The 15,875-nt window shown below is 29.3% G+C and carries 13 protein-coding genes and 1 pseudogene; 10 read left to right on the forward strand and 4 right to left on the reverse strand.

Going from position 1 to position 15,875, the window contains the following annotated elements; all coding sequences use genetic code 11:
- Positions 1–163 precede the first annotated feature (163 nt).
- The 4 genes and pseudogenes from G9F72_RS09350 to G9F72_RS09365 all read left to right on the forward strand — a co-directional run bounded on the left by G9F72_RS09350 (position 164) and on the right by G9F72_RS09365 (position 1,748).
- Complete coding sequence (locus G9F72_RS09350; protein WP_224676048.1) at positions 164–358, forward strand: hypothetical protein; 195 nt, start codon at positions 164–166, stop codon at positions 356–358.
- Between the two features lie 38 nt (positions 359–396).
- A complete protein-coding gene (locus tag G9F72_RS09355) occupies positions 397–879 on the forward strand; it encodes a hypothetical protein (RefSeq protein WP_164956165.1) in 483 nt (160 codons plus the stop codon).
- Positions 880–884: 5 nt separating this feature from the next.
- Positions 885–1,034 (forward strand): annotated as a pseudogene (locus G9F72_RS09360) (mucin desulfatase); the annotation flags it as partial.
- A 78-nt stretch (positions 1,035–1,112) separates the two neighbouring features.
- On the forward strand, positions 1,113–1,748 hold the full coding sequence (locus tag G9F72_RS09365) for a carbohydrate-binding family 9-like protein (protein WP_164956166.1): 636 nt from the start codon (positions 1,113–1,115) through the stop codon (positions 1,746–1,748).
- Positions 1,749–2,092: 344 nt separating this feature from the next.
- Here the strand turns inward: G9F72_RS09365 and G9F72_RS09370 are convergent, their stop codons facing one another.
- A complete protein-coding gene (locus G9F72_RS09370; RefSeq protein ID WP_164956167.1) occupies positions 2,093–2,707 on the reverse strand; it encodes an NUDIX hydrolase in 615 nt (204 codons plus the stop codon).
- Between the two features lie 32 nt (positions 2,708–2,739).
- The gene (locus G9F72_RS09375) at positions 2,740–3,024 is read right to left on the reverse strand and encodes a hypothetical protein (RefSeq protein ID WP_164956168.1); all 285 of its coding nucleotides are present in this window, start codon (positions 3,022–3,024) and stop codon (positions 2,740–2,742) included.
- Positions 3,025–3,230: 206 nt separating this feature from the next.
- On the opposite strand from G9F72_RS09375, the gene G9F72_RS09380 reads away from it, so the two are divergent.
- Positions 3,231–3,398, forward strand: coding sequence for a hypothetical protein (locus G9F72_RS09380; RefSeq protein ID WP_164956169.1), 168 nt, complete (start codon positions 3,231–3,233; stop codon positions 3,396–3,398).
- Positions 3,399–3,524: 126 nt separating this feature from the next.
- Here G9F72_RS09380 and G9F72_RS09385 read toward each other — a convergent pair whose 3' ends face one another.
- On the reverse strand, positions 3,525–3,761 hold the full coding sequence (locus tag G9F72_RS09385; RefSeq protein WP_164956170.1) for a Spo0E family sporulation regulatory protein-aspartic acid phosphatase: 237 nt from the start codon (positions 3,759–3,761) through the stop codon (positions 3,525–3,527).
- Between the two features lie 164 nt (positions 3,762–3,925).
- A complete protein-coding gene (locus G9F72_RS09390; RefSeq protein WP_224676049.1) occupies positions 3,926–4,258 on the reverse strand; it encodes a helix-turn-helix domain-containing protein in 333 nt (110 codons plus the stop codon).
- A 311-nt stretch (positions 4,259–4,569) separates the two neighbouring features.
- On the opposite strand from G9F72_RS09390, the gene G9F72_RS09395 reads away from it, so the two are divergent.
- From G9F72_RS09395 to G9F72_RS09415, 5 genes are all read left to right on the forward strand, one after another.
- Positions 4,570–5,514 (forward strand): vgrg protein, encoded by a 945-nt coding sequence (locus tag G9F72_RS09395; RefSeq protein WP_164956171.1) that lies wholly within the window; start codon positions 4,570–4,572, stop codon positions 5,512–5,514.
- A 170-nt stretch (positions 5,515–5,684) separates the two neighbouring features.
- Positions 5,685–6,296 carry an NUDIX hydrolase N-terminal domain-containing protein gene (locus G9F72_RS09400; protein ID WP_164956172.1) on the forward strand — a complete coding sequence of 204 codons (612 nt, stop codon included), beginning with the start codon at positions 5,685–5,687 and terminating at the stop codon, positions 6,294–6,296.
- A 111-nt stretch (positions 6,297–6,407) separates the two neighbouring features.
- Positions 6,408–6,878, forward strand: a complete 471-nt coding sequence (locus G9F72_RS09405; protein WP_164956173.1) for a GNAT family N-acetyltransferase — start codon at positions 6,408–6,410, stop codon at positions 6,876–6,878.
- A gap of 295 nt (positions 6,879–7,173) precedes the next feature.
- Positions 7,174–10,254 carry an insulinase family protein gene (locus G9F72_RS09410; protein ID WP_164956174.1) on the forward strand — a complete coding sequence of 1,027 codons (3,081 nt, stop codon included), beginning with the start codon at positions 7,174–7,176 and terminating at the stop codon, positions 10,252–10,254.
- 127 nt (positions 10,255–10,381) lie between these two features.
- Positions 10,382–15,823 (forward strand): diguanylate cyclase, encoded by a 5,442-nt coding sequence (locus G9F72_RS09415; RefSeq protein ID WP_164956175.1) that lies wholly within the window; start codon positions 10,382–10,384, stop codon positions 15,821–15,823.
- Positions 15,824–15,875: the final 52 nt, after the last annotated feature.

Below are 15,875 nucleotides of genomic sequence, written 5' to 3' on the forward strand. Positions count from 1 at the left end.
AGACGGTTAACAACTTTAGATAATTATTAAAAGTTATTAACCGTCCTTTTGTGCAAATTAAGAGACTTTTTTGATAATTATAAAATAGCTTTTGAAAGTTATAATTTAGATACAGCTAAAAGGTAAATTTAAACTGGCAAATAAAATTAAATAGTAAGGTCTAGTGGAAACTGATTATGTATTTCAAAAAGTAGACATAGTTCCAGCGGGGTATAGTGTGACAACTGAAAGAACTAAGCCTTGGGGTACAGCTCATGCAATAATGTGCTGCAAAAATGATGTAGATACACCTTTTTTAGTAATAAATGCAGATGATTTTTATGGCGCATCTACTTTAAACTTATCCATGATTATTTAGTTAATTTAGAAGACAGTAAGGAGTTTTATGAATACTCCATGGTAGGGTTTAAGCTAGAAAACACACTTACAGACCATGGGCATGTTGCTAGAGGTGTATGCGAAGTTGATAGCTCAGGATATTTGACTGGAATAAAAGAAAGAACTGAAATTAAGAAGTTTGAGGATGGGGCTAAGTATTGTGAAAATGGAGAAAAATGGGTTGATATTCCTGAAGGCAGCACCGTTTCTATGAACACTTGGGGACTGACACCTAGCATATTTGAAGAATTAGAGAAGAAATTTCCTATATTTTTGGAAGAAAATCAAAATAATATTCTAAAAGCAGAATACTTCTTACCAAGTGTAGTTGATAGCTTAATTGCTGAAGATAAGGCTAAAGTAAAGGTTCTTACTTCAGAAGAACAATGGTATGGGTTTACTTATAAAGATGATAAACCAATTGTAAAGGCTGCAATTATGAATTTAGTAAATGATGGGGTATATCCAGTAAAATTGTGGGGGGAAGAAAATGAAAAATAATTTTAAGAGCTAAGGATATTCAAATGGAAATAGATTTTGTTTTGTCACGTGGCGAGGAAACTTCTGTTTTAGCAAATCTTCTAAAGGAAGGAAAGCTACCACTTAGAGTAACTCATAATGATACAAAATTTAATAATGTTATGATAGGACGAGAACTCAGTTTAAAATGGTTATAGATATGGAAGTATGAAAGCCATTGTTCAAAAATATAGTTAAAATTGGAGGATACATGTATGTCTAAACAATATTATTGCAAAAAAACTCCTGCAAGTATTAAAATTGACGGAAATTTGAACAAGCAAGCTTGGCAAGAGGCTCAGGGAGATTTTTTAGTGGAAACTGAAAGTGGAAGAGAGGCTAAGCTCAAGTCAGAGTGTAAAGCTTTATGGAATGAAAACTATTTGTACATCGCATTTAAATGCAAGGATGATTATATAAAAGCTACTATGACAGCATATAATGACAAGTTATATGAAGAGGATGTAGTGGAAGTGTTTATTGATGATAATAGGGATTTAAAAACCTATGTAGAAATTGAGGTAAATCCATTGAATACAGTATTGCATTATATTATTAATAATAATCTAAAGGGTGAAAAATTTTTATATGCTAAGGTAGATAAAACTTTAGAAACTGCTACAATTTATTATGAAGATATACAGGAATGGCATACTGAAATTGCTATACCCATGGAAGAGTTTACAACTGCAGTAAATAATCCACCTCTAACAGGTGACATTTGGGGTATAAATTTCTATAGAATTGATAGAAAAGAAGATAAAGTGGTGGAATACTCAGCTTGGTCAGAAACAGGTCAAATTAACTTTCATATGCCAGAAAAATTCGGACAATTAATTTTTGTAGAATAAGAGAAATATCTTGAAATGGGGAATTATTATAATGAATAGTAAAGAGCAGGTTGTTAGATCTCTAAAAGCAAAATTGTTATAATGCTAAGGAGATTACCATGGGACCTATAGGGTAGACTTGTTTCATTTGTCTACTCTATAGGGAATAGTTTATATTTTGCTAAATTATTATTATTATTATTATTATTATTATTATTTAGAATTATTTTTTTTATTTTGAATATACGAACAAAAAAACAGCAGAATAAATTAATACCCTGCTGTTTTTTCTAATACTATTTAGGAAAGTGCAAATTTACTGTAACTCTTCAGGTTATGAATAATTAACACCTTTGGTGTGATATCTAACCTATAAAGTTTTGTATGGCAAGAAGTGCTTTAATATCTATTTTTTCCTTAGAAGTAATCAGATTTTTAGCTTCTTGCTTTGATAATAGCATAATCTCAATATCTTCATCTGGTTCTAAATAATCTTTTGATATTTCACCAAGGCAAGTGCAATAAACTAAGGCTGCAGACTCATCTGTCATACCTGTTGATATGTAGGCCTTAGCTTTGGTCTTATTATAATCAATTTTAATCAAATCAAGTCCTGTTTCTTCTTTAAGTTCACGCTTAACAGTAGTTTCAAAGTCCTCGCCAGCATCTATAAGTCCAGCAGGAATTTCATAAACATAATCATTAAGAGGAACCCTAAATTGCTTTATAACCACTAATTTGTCCTCAGCTTCATGAGTAGATTTATCTACATGTGTAGCCTTATCTACGTGCGTAGCTACTATTATAACGGCATCGATATTATCTTCTTTGCCATTAAAATAATTACTTTTTAATGTATTTAAATCTTTTCTAGAAGCTATAGACCAATTTTTGGGTTTTCCGTTTTTATTGATATACTCTGCATTATAAAGTTTTAAATACTTTGTATCTGCTAGTGTTGTAATATTTGTTATTGCCATTGTTTCATCTCCAACCCTACTTCATTTTAAAGTTATTCAAAATCCTCTGGTTTTAAAGTATTCACATAATCTAAAACCACATCTAGTGATTTAGAGGAGTACATTGCGTCTGTACCACCTTTATGATAATAAACTGAAAAACGATCATTCTTGAAATAGAAGATGTGATAACTTCTAGTGCCTACCTGTCTATGACCTAAGCAACTTTCATCATCTATAATAAGATCGTTCAGTATTTTATTTCCTACATTTATGTCTTTTAAGACAGCTAAACTGAGAAAACGAGGTTCAAAAATAAATTCTTTCATTGTGTTCATTTAAATTCCTCCTTCATACAATGTATATGTATCAATAATATCACTTTGCAAGAGTAAAAACAAATAGAAACTAGCAATATTTGCAACAATTGGGTCTAACTATTATTAGAAATTAAAATAAATATTTGTTATAATGTTTATGAAATTAAAGTTGTGAAAAATATACATAAATATAATTACAGTTTTTGGAGGCAAAAAAATGGTTCATGATTAATAAAATGGCTAGTCATTTTCAGCATAAAGGAGTTGCAGGAGAAGAATTGGAGTTTTTTCAGATAGATAATATTCCTTATTATGATTTGGATTATACTCATGATGTTCTGCATAATAGAATTAAAGTGCCACCCACATGGCAAGTAGCAAGTTGGAGGTGAAAATCTTTAATAAAATTCACTCGTGCTGACAATATACCATAGAACTGGTAAAATAAAAACAATTTCACCAACGCTATAGTAAAATTGTTAAATGATTCCAGCTGCCGCTAATTTTTAAAAGCATTATTACTTAATAATAAAAGGTATCTGTGTTACAATTTCTACTTCATCTGGATATTTATTTTTTTTAAGAACCATATATTCAACTATAAGTTTGTCCAGTTTCCTGCTTACAATTAACTTTTCTATACTCATTTCATGCTCATCAAGGGTACAACACATTTCATTTAAAACGTCTCTCAATGTATCAATGCAGGTTTCAAGTTTATTTTCATCAAAATTCCTAACTATTGGTTCCCCCATAAACACCCTCTCAATCCATATTATGAAAATAATTCATAATATGTAGCATTTTCCATGATTTATTATATATTAAAAAAAGCAAATAAAAAATATGCTAACAGCCTAAAAATGGAGTTAGCATATTTTTTATTTGTTTAGTAAAAAAAATGGGTTATTAATATTTATTACCTTGCAAGGTGTGGTAATAATAACTTTATAAGACCTTCAATTACAATGATTTCTTTCTCTGAACATTTATTAATCAATGAATGCAAAACATTATTATTAGTGTTTATGTTTACTTGTTCAAAAAACAAATAATCTATTGAAACGTGTAAACATTCAGAAATATTTATCAATGTACTAATACTCATTTTTCTTTCTCCTCTTTCAATTTGTCCTAGAAAATAGGGGGAAAGGTTTAAGAGCTCTGCTAATTTTTCTCTGGTCATATCAAATTTTTCTCGTTCCAGCCTTATACGGTTTCCAATTTCTACGTAATTAATTTCATTTTTCATATTACCCACCCTCTATAACCTAATATATTAATAACCCTATATAATTCTACATAAAAACATATAATATATAAATGAGCCCACTGCATACAATTCATATTATACATTAGCAATATTTTGTAATTAAGTATTAATTTTAGTAAAACAGGTTGACCCCTTTATTATGTGTAATATTCTTTTTTTATATTCTCGGGGTTTACTCTATTCCAACTTATGTAATACATTTGTTTTTCAAACAAAGGATATAAAGTTTTTATTATAATATACGATATATATATTGTAGGGAAATAATCTATATAAAACGGGTGATAATCATGGCATTATCTACAAATATAATTAATAATACACTATTAAAGCAATATGCAGAGCAAATAAAATACAATAATAAGATTTCGGATAAAAGCACAAAAGATTTTGAGGATGAAAAAGCAATGCAGGAATTAGCTTTTCAAACAATGCTTATTCAAATCATGGATAGCTCAGGTAAATCAATGATGGCAGAGCTTATGTCTACTGCACTACCAAATCAAGATTCTTTGAGCTTAAATGATTCATTAGGCTCAATGAGTAATTTCAATTCAATTATGAGAGGCACCACGCAATCATTTTTAAATAATGATAGCCAAAACGTAGAAAATAAATTTAGCGGATTGGGTAACATCTCTGCTAAATATGAATCTAATGCGAATCCAGGTACAATAAGTAACACACCTGGAGATTATGGTGGTAAGTCCTATGGCGCTTGGCAGTTTTCTTCTAAAACAGGATCTTTAGATTCTTTTGTAAACTCACTACAACAAAAAGATAATGAAGTTTTTTCCAAACTATCTGAGGCAAAAGCTAAAGATGGTAATAGATACGGTAAAAACTTCGATACTGCATGGATTAGTATTGCACTATCTGATAAAGATAAATTTTTGAAACTTCAGCAAGATTGTATTAAAGGAAATTATTATGATACGGCGGCACAAGCATTAAAGTCAAAATACGGGTTTGACATAAGCAAAAAAGGTGATGCATTAAAGGAAAGTTTATTGTCTACAGTAGTTCAACATGGGGTAGGCGGAACCTTATCTGTTTTCTCAAAACTTAATTTAAATAATAATGATGGTAATATAATAAATGATTTATATAATGAACGCCAAAAGGTTGATATTTATTTTAGAAGTAGTTCGCAAGAGGTAAAACAGAGTGTATACAACAGGTTTACGAAAGAAAAACAAGATATGCTTAATATGTTAAATGGAGAATCCGTTTAATTAATTCACAATCAATAAATATGTAAAAAATCCAGTAGAAGATTTATTCTACTGGATTTTTTTATTCTAAAAAACTAATTAACTTGCACATTACCTTACGTAATCATCTATAGTTAAATAATGGATTATAAGTTTGCATTTGTCTTAAATTAAAAGGAGTGAATTTTAAAATGAAGCAAGATAAATATATTTTAGATATGTTAGATGAAATAAGAGCTATAGGGCAATTAGGACTCTGTTTTTGCAAAGATGAGTATGATAAACAAAGATATAACCGTTTGATGGAATTAGCATGTGAAGGCTACTCAAGAATATGCAAAGAGTCGCAAGATATCATTTTGGACAGATTCAAAAAAGAATTAGGTTATATAACTCCTAGAATTGGCGTTAATGGAATTGTACTTGATGAAGATTTTAATGTTTTATTAGAAAGACGTAGTGACGATGAGTTGTGGGGAGTCCCTGGAGGGTGGGCTGAAATTGGTGAAACTCCTGAAGCTTCAATAAAGAGAGAATTATTTGAAGAAACAGGATATGAAGTAGAAGTAGAAAATATCATCGATATATTTACTCGATTGCCAGGTGACTTTGGACAACCTCATACATCGTATCATATTTTATTTTTGTGTAAAATTAAAGGCGGGAATTTAAAGTTGTCAACTGAAAGTATAGATGTTGGTTTTCATAATATTAAGGATATAAAAGAATGGCATAAAGATCATTTTGATATGGTTGAAAAGGTTTTTAGTACTATACAAATGAAAACAAGTGACCTAGTTTAGATGGCTGCAAGCACAAATGATTTATACTGTAAATATTTTTGAATATATGGTAATATTATTATATATTCAAAAATATTTGCAATATATTACTAAAAAATAGGGGAGAAGCTAATGAAAATACAATTAAAAAAAAGTTTAATTGAACAAGTGAAAATTACCTCTCAATTTCAAGTAAAGAAGTTAACTTTAGAAGGAATAGAATTAGAGGAATTTTTAAAGTATTATCTATCAGAATTTACAGTAGGAATATTAGACCCAGATACTGCAGGCAAGAAACCAGATAGGTTTGTCAGTAATCTTCAGAATGGTATTTTAGGAGATTTCTCTAATAGATATATTATAACTGCATATGATAATAATGATGCTATTGGTATTTTAATAGGACTTCCAGAAGCAGGACAAAGATTACATATTTATTCGCTGCATGTTTCACCAGAATATCGTAACAAAGGGGTTGGTTCTACACTATTATCCAGGTGTATAAATGATATGTGCATAAGTAATGTAAAAGACATTATTTTAGATGTTCACCTTGATAATAAACCTGCCTATACCCTATATAAAAAATTTGATTTTATATAAATTGATAAGCTCCGGTGAGTACCTGGAAGATGATAAGGATTTGATTATTTAAGTTGGGGAGAAACTTTGGCTCATGGGTTAATTTCACTTATTGGGATATAATTATTATTATAGTCAATTAATTTAACACCTTACGTTCAAATATATAGTGTATTTGAATGTGAGGTGTTTTTTTTGAGCTTGCCTTTATGTGATTTTTAAAAGAGTAACTGAATAGTTACTCCGAAATAAAACATACTAGTTATAGCATGAAAAACGCTGCAGTAAAAAAAATATATATTTAAGGGGGAAAAGGATGAAGAAGCTCACAAAAATAATTTCTACATTAATGATATCTGCATTATTGTTAAATAATTTCAGTGGTATTGCACAAGGCATACAGGTTGCAAAAGCTATGCAAGGCAAACAGGTACAATTAAGTAATTATACATCCACTACAAGTGCTATGGATGTCTTTAAAAAAGGTCAAAATCTATCAGGTTTTAAGTTAGAGTCTAAAAGGTGGATTGAAGATATACATTCTACTGCTATGATATTTAAACATGCAAAAAGTGGAGCTAAACTGATTTATTTACAAAACCTGGATGAAAACAAGGTGTTTTCAATAAGTTTTCGAACTCCGGTATTTGACAACACCGGTGTTAATCATATAATAGAACATTCAGTTTTGTGTGGTTCAGAAAAATATCCTGTTAAAGATCCATTTTTAATTATGACTAAGCAATCATTGAGTACATTTATAAATGCTTTTACAGGAACAGATTTTACAATGTATCCAGTGGCAAGTAAGAATGAAAAGGACTTTAAGAATTTGATGAGTGTGTATTTGGATGCGGTGTTCTATCCAAATATTTCTAAAGATCCCAGAATACTTAAACAAGAAGGTTGGCATTATGAAGTTAATAAACAGTCAGGTGAAATAAGTTATAACGGCATAGTATACAACGAAATGAAAGGTGCTTACTCCTCACCACAGGTAAGACTTTCAAATACTATCAATAAATCGCTTTTTAAAGATACTTCATACAGTTTTGAATCTGGTGGTAATCCAGAAAATATCCCTGAACTAAGTTATGAGAAATTTATTGAAATTTATAAAAAATATTATATTCCATCAAATAGTTCTATATATTTATATGGAAAATTAGATATTGAAAATACATTAAAATTTATAGATGATAATTATCTGAGTAAGATTAAAAAAACAACTGTGGATAGTGAAATTAAATTACAAAATAACTACGAAATAAACGTTGAAAAAGAAGGGTTTTATTCAATAGCTAAAGATGCGAATGCAGCAAATATGACTTACTTATCAACTAACTATGTAATAGATAAAGCTTCTGATGTAGAAACCGTTTTAGGGTTTGAAATGCTTCAGGCGCTTCTTTTGAATACTGAAGCTTCACCTCTAAGGAAAGCACTATTAAATAGTGGAGTTGGTGCTAATGCTTATGCAAGCTTTAATACTTCAACAAAACAACCAATTTTCAGTATAATTGCAACAAATGCAAATGAATCTGAGAAGTATAAATTCAAAAATGTTGTAGAGGCTACTCTAAAGCAAATAGTAAAAGAAGGTTTTGATGAAGAGTTAGTAGGTTCTGTATTCACTGCTATAGAATTCAGTTTGCATAGTGAAAACTCGGAGGCGAGTAGAGGTATGAATTACATGTCTGCTACCCTAAACTCCTGGAATAATGATGGGTGTCCTACAGAATATTTGGAGATAACGCCCTCACTTAAGAAAATAAAATCTAAGCTATCTCATAGATATTTTGAAAAATTAGTACAAAAATATTTATTGGAAAATAAACATAATTCATTAGTTGTATTAAAACCTATTAATGGATTAAATGAAAAAAGTGAAGAAATCACAAAAAATAAGCTTTCAACTTACAAGGCATCATTATCAGAAATTGAGTTAGCTAAAATAAAAAAAGACGCGGAAGAGTTGAAAAAGTGGCAGGACACAGGGGATACCAGTGAAAATTTATCTAGAATACCAACACTTACGCGAGGTGATTTAAACTTAAAATCAGAAAAAATACTAACATTAGAGAAAATTGAAGGGGGCATTAAAGTATTGTGTCATCCTTTATTTACTGATGGCATTATTTATTCTAATTTATATTTTGACAGTTCAAAGGTGCCCCAAAATAAAATATTATATTTAAAATTACTAGCAAATATTTTAGGAAATGTTAGCACGGAAAAATATGATTTCAAACAACTTTCAAATAAAATAAGGTCGGTTACGGGAGGTATTACTTTTAGTTCAACACAATTTAAAGATTACATTGACAGTAATAAATACTATCCTAAAATGAGTATTTCAGTAACCGCTCTTAATAGTACATTACCAAAAGCCTTGGAACTTTTAGAAGAAATAATAAATAATAGTAAATTTGAAGATAAGAATCGTATAAAGGGTTTAATTAGTGCTTCAAAGGCAAATTATGAATCCATGTTTGTAAATGGAGGTAATAGTCTTGCAATAGAGCGTACACTATCTTATTTATCAAATAGTGGCAAGTACATTGATTTGGGATATTTACCTTATTATAATTTTATTTGTGATTTAGACAGAAATTTTGATTCTAAATTTGATGATATAGTGAAGAATTTACACCTTGTAAAAGATTTTGTATTTAACAAAGAAGGATTAGTTGTAAGTTACACAGGTGATGAAAAATATTATGGTGACTTTGCAAGCAGTCTTACTTGTTTAACGAAAAAAATTACGGAAAAAACATTTCCTATGCAGGAGTATAAATTTGATTTTTCAAAGAAAAACGAGGCTTTTATCACTCAGTCACAAGTGCAATACGTGGTTAAGGCTGGAAGTTTTAAAGGTGCAGGGTTTAACTATAATGGGAAAATGAAGGTTGTTGAAAATATTTTAAATAGCGATTATTTATGGAAGGAACTTAGAGTTAAAGGTGGAGCATATGGAGGGTCGATGAGCTTTACAAATTACGAGGTCTTATTCTATTCCTACCGAGATCCAAATTTAAAGGAAACTTTAAAAACCTTTGATGGAGCTGTGAATTTTTTGAAAAACTTTAAAGCCAGTGAGAAAGAAATGGATAACTATATAATAGGAACAATAGGGAGCATGGATTCTTTAACAGGAGCCTACTATAAAGGTGCAATGGGAGACAATATGTATTTTTCAGGAAATACTCAAGATGATATTCAAAAACTACGCGATGAAGCTCTATCTACTACGGCAGAGGATATAAGAAATTTTGCGAAGGTACTAGAAGCAGTAATAAAACAAAATTTACATTGTGTGGTTGGTAGCAATACAAAAATTAATGAAAATAGTGATTTGTTTGATAGAATTATAGTTCCTATTAATAGTTCTAAATAGTAACATTAATCAAACTTATAAAATTTATGGGAAATGTTTCAAAAATCCATTATCATACTATAGTATATACAAATGATATGTTATAATGTCAATAATAGTATATTTGCATGTAAGGAAGTGTTGGATAATGAATTTGATAAACAACAGATATAGAATAATTACAAAATTAAGTCAAGATAGGATTAAATCATCCTATCTTGTTTCTGATGTGATTAATAATAATAAAAAAATGCAATTAACTATTATTAATTCTGAATTTTCATCAGAAAATTTGATGGATTTTTATGTAAATGAATTTACAACACTAGCAACTATAAATCATGCAAATATAAGTAAGGTATTTGACTTTGGGCTGGTTCACACCATTGATAATAAAAAAGTAACCAACAGTGAATACTTTTATACAAATGATTATCTGGAAAATTCCGAAGAACTACAGGAATTAACTTCTAATATAAATGAAAATGAAATTTTAGATATATTTATGCAACTATGTAAGGCTTTAAATTATTTGCATATTAGAGGCTTTATTTATGGAGAATTAAATAGTAATAATATAATGATTTCACATCAATACAATAAATATAAAGTTACTCTTGTGGATTTACCAACTATAGAAATTCAAAATCAAGATTATGCTCATAATAAGATAGGACAACTTAACTTTAAATCACCTGAGTACCTTATAGATAGTAAAAAATCAATAGCCTCAGACATATATTCAATGGGAGTAGTTTTACTCTTCTTATGTGAAATTAAACTACCTCAAAATTCAAACATTAACCAAAGTATTGTAAATTTAGAGAATAAAGCTAAAAATCAATACAGTGAAAGTAGTAAAACAACAGATTTTTTCAATAATTTAATGATAATTGTTAGAAAAATGACGCAGCAAGATTTAATACAGCGATATAATAATATAAATGAAATCGTTGAAGACATCAATATAATTTTCAGTAAAAACTATAAGTCTTATATAATTGATGAAATAGAGAAGTTGAATTTTAAAACTAAAATAGTAGGTAGGAGTGCTGAAATTAAAGAAATAATTAGTGCTTATGACAATTTAACTATACATAATGCACTGAGTAAAATTATCCTTGTTCATGGTGAACAAGGCATTGGAAAAACAAGACTATTAAAAGAAATTGAACATTTACTTTATATGAAAAAAGCCAACGTGTATGCTAGCTTTGCCATAGAAAATTGCCAGGATAAAAGTAATAAGGCTTTTGTAGATATATTAAAGAAAATAGTATCTATGTGCGATGAGGAAATAGTAAAAAGGTATCAAAGTGAATTAATAAAATTCATCCCGGAACTTGGTGCGGAAAATAATATTGTGGCTTCAGAAACCTTAGTAGGTGAAAAGGAAAAATATAGGCTAATTAGTAGAGTGTATAGCTTTATTGAAGAGTCAATGTATAATAAGCCTACGGTGTTTATTATTGATAATGCTCATTGTTTGGATGAATTTTCACTGGAACTTTTAGAGTATATTAATTTACAAAATAATAATGAACAAAATATAATGATTATTTTATCTTATAATAATAGTAAATATACTACAAATAATAAACTTCAACAATTATTAAATAAAAATTCTAACAATTTGAACCTTTATTTATGCAATTTAAATAATGAAGAAACTGCTATAATGATTCAAGAAATACTTAGTAGCCCTAGAGTTTTTAATGACTTTGGGAAAAAAGTTTATGGTAAAACCTATGGAAATCCTCTTTTTGTTGAGGAAACACTAAAAGATTTTGTGGCTAAAAAAATCCTTTGTATAAATGAGAATAATGCTAAATGGCGTGTTCCTTTTGAAACTATTGATGAATTGCCCATAGCATCCACAATGGAACAAGCATTACTTAATCAAATTAAGGAAATTAACAAAGACAGCTATGAAATTCTAAGTACTATAGCTATTTTTAATACTGCTGTTTCAATCGAAGTTATTAAAAAGCTTTTCATTGGTACTGAAAAAAGCATAGAGGGCTATATTGATGAATTATGCTCTAAAGGAATTTTAATTAAAAAAATTGAGGATATGGGTTTTGTATTTGATTTTTACAATAAGGTGCTTAAAAATCTAATATATAATAGATTAAGTGAGCAGCAGCGGCAAGTGAAACACGAATTTGCAGCTTCAGTGCTTGAAAATTTATTTCAAGCAGATGGAAGAGAAAATAAAGAAGAGCTTATATATCATTTAGAAAAGGCTAAGGATAAGAATAGGCTTGTGAAATATTGTATTGAGCTTGCAGAAAAAATGAAATCACTTAGAATAATGGATGAGGCTATTTCTAAGTATGAGAAGGCATTATCCATGTTGTCTGATGAAGAGGATCAAAATAAAAAAGTAGAGGTTATTCTTAAAATAGGAGATATTTACTCAGATATTGGTAACTTATCAGGGGCATTAGAAACTTATAAAAAAACATATAAATATTCAAAAAAAATAGTGGAAGAAAAACTTCAAGTTGATTGTGCAAATAAAATAGCTAATATATATATCAAAAAAAATGAAGTGGAAAAAGCAATCGAATATATAAAAAAAGGTGAATCACTATTGCTAAATATTGAGTATATGGAAGGCTACCTTGAAAACAAAAGGATTTTTGCTCGTATATATCTTTTAAGGCAAGAATATGATAATGTCTTTGAAATATGTACAAGTTGTATTGAAGAATGTGGAAATGATTATATAAGATACAAGGGACTGATGTACAATATTCTTGGTATTATGTATACACAAACATCTAAAACAACTGAAGCTTTAGACAGTTTAAAGAAAGGACTTAAATATTTCGAAGAAATAAATGACTCTGAAGGCATGAGCCGATGCTTAAACAACATTGGAGTAATTTATGGGGACTACTATGGAGATAGTGAAACTGCAATTTCCTATTATAATAAACTTATATTAATTTGTGAAGAAAATAATAGTATAGAATTGGGATTAGTTGCTTTAACTAACATAGCAACTTGTAATTCAGATAATTTTGATTATGATGCTGCATTTAAATATTTTAAAGATGTATTAGAAAAGTCGAAAAATATAGAATTTGAAAGTAATATATTTTACACTTACAACTATCTTTCCTTTATTTCGTTAAAAATGGGGAATAATAAGGAGGCATATGAATACCATTTACTAGCACAAGTGGAGTTAGAACAATATCCTATCCAAGGTAAAGATATCTCATTATATTATCAAATGAGAGCAGAACTTTATCTTGGAATAGGAGATATAGATTCAGCCTACGATTTAATAAAAAAAGCCCTAGAGATATATAATAATGATGGTACAACTCAAGATAATAATAGCAAATTATTATTGTTTATTTTAGAAATACACAGATCTGAAAGAATAGAGGATATAAAGAAAAACATTGAACATGTAGAAACGATAATCTATGGACATAAGAATAATACGAATAAAATTAATGCATTATATGAAATTTGTATAGTTTTGTTTGAAAAGGGATATGTTGAAGAGGCTACTAATTTATTTGAGATTCATTCTTCCAGTGATGTTGAGATTTTAGTTGAACTGGTTAATATTAAAAGGTTATATTTAGAAGGACTCATAAGCAAAGACAAAAATAAGATAGAAAGCTTAATGCTTGCTTTGGATTTGTCTAAAAAAGTGAAAAATAAATTTTTTCAATGGAAAATATGTAGTACTATTGGAGATTACTATTTTTCACAGGTGGATTATTTCTATGCAGTAAATTATTACTTTGAAGCCTGTGAGATAATTAAAGATTGCACGCTGCAATTGCCTGAGCGGTTAAGAATTAATTATATAAATGCATATAATATGATGAAGCCGTTTAATATGATTAAAGGCATGAGCAAGACCTATGAATATGGTGAAATGTGCAATTTGGAAGATGGTAAAATCACCATTTCAAACAATAATGATTTATCAATTCTTTTTAATTACGGTGCCTTTACTGAAATATTAAATAATAAAAGTTTTGTTGAATCAGCTCAAAAGATATACAGTTCCATTCTGCCAGAGGGGATTCATAATATAAATGACATAATTACTAATATGTGTGAGGACCCATTGCAAACGTTAGATGTAATTACAAAACTTATTTCAAGTATGGTATTATCCACTAGGAGCTTAATTATTTCTGAAGGGAATGACAATGAATGCTCAGTTGTTGCTTCTAGCTATGGTAATCATGATATCACAGATATAAAACTAATATTGCAAAGAGTACGTGAAACTAAAAACTCTATATTAGTTAGTGAGGGGTTTAATAACACAAAAAATATAGAATTTAGACTTATGCCCAGTGGTATGAAATCAATAATGTGTATACCAATTGTAAGAAAAAATAACTGCTATGTTGAAAACTCCAAGGGTGAGAGTAAAAGTGGTATTGAAACATTTAAACTAGAAAATATAAAGGGATATTTATACATGGAGTCTGAAAGAGTGCTAAATAATTTTAATGAAGAAAGCTTGAATAAATGTTTGGATTTAACCTCATTTATAAGTTTTATCATGGAAAATTATTTACTCAAAATCAGTTCTTCCATTGATAAACTCACAGGAACACTTACAAGGCGCTTCCTCGAAGAAGCACTATCTGAAAATGTTGAAAAGGCTAGTGGAACTTCTGGAGTGTTCTCAATTATCATGTTTGATTTGGATAATTTTAAAGGTGTTAACGACAGATTTGGTCATCAAACTGGAGACGGAGTGCTGCGGGATGTTTGTAAAATCGTTATGGATTCAATTAGGAAGATAGATATATGTGGACGATATGGTGGGGAAGAGTTTATTGTGATTTTACCAGGTACGGATACCAATGTGGCTAGTGGAATTGCTGAAAGAATAAGACAAAGTATTGAAAATAAAAAAATACTAGGTTCTAAAAGAGAGTTAACTGTGAGTATGGGAATTGCTACTTACCCAAACCATGGAAAATGGAAGCAAGAATTGGTAGAAAAAGCGGACCAAGCACTATATGTGGCAAAGGCAAATGGTAGAAATAGATGCCAAATATGGGAAGATAAGTTTCGCGGAACCGTAAAGGGTAGTGATAAACTATCAGGAATAGTGTCAGGAAATGTAGTTCAAGATTCAAGAAATGTACTAGCTATGGTGGAGTTAATTCAAATTATTAAGGATGATTGTGATTTGGAAACTAAAATATTCAAGGCACTTGGAAGAATAATTGAAACCACTGAGGCACAAAATGGTATGTTTTTTATGGTAAATAATAATGAAGTTACTGAAAAATTCGGGAGAAGAATTTTCAAGGAAAATTGGACTGGGGTTAAAGGCTATAGTGGAGATATAATAGAGTCTGTAATTAAAGAAAAGCAAGGTAAATGTATAATAGATTGGGACTCTATAGTAGACTATGACTTAGTAACTGGAATGCCAAATTGGAACTCTGTTTTAGCTGTTCCTATAATCAAATCAGGAGTTGTTTGTGGAATACTTTATTTAACTGTTCCTATTAAAGTTAAGGAATTCAAATTCGAGGATTTAAATTTTGTAAACACTTTGGGTCAGTTATTAGTTGGTATGTTGTAATTTTTAAATGATTTAGGCTATGTTAGGTATTTAGGAAAGAAAATAAAACGCA

The organism is Clostridium estertheticum (assembly GCF_011065935.2).
Lineage (GTDB): Bacteria > Bacillota > Clostridia > Clostridiales > Clostridiaceae > Clostridium_AD > Clostridium_AD estertheticum_A.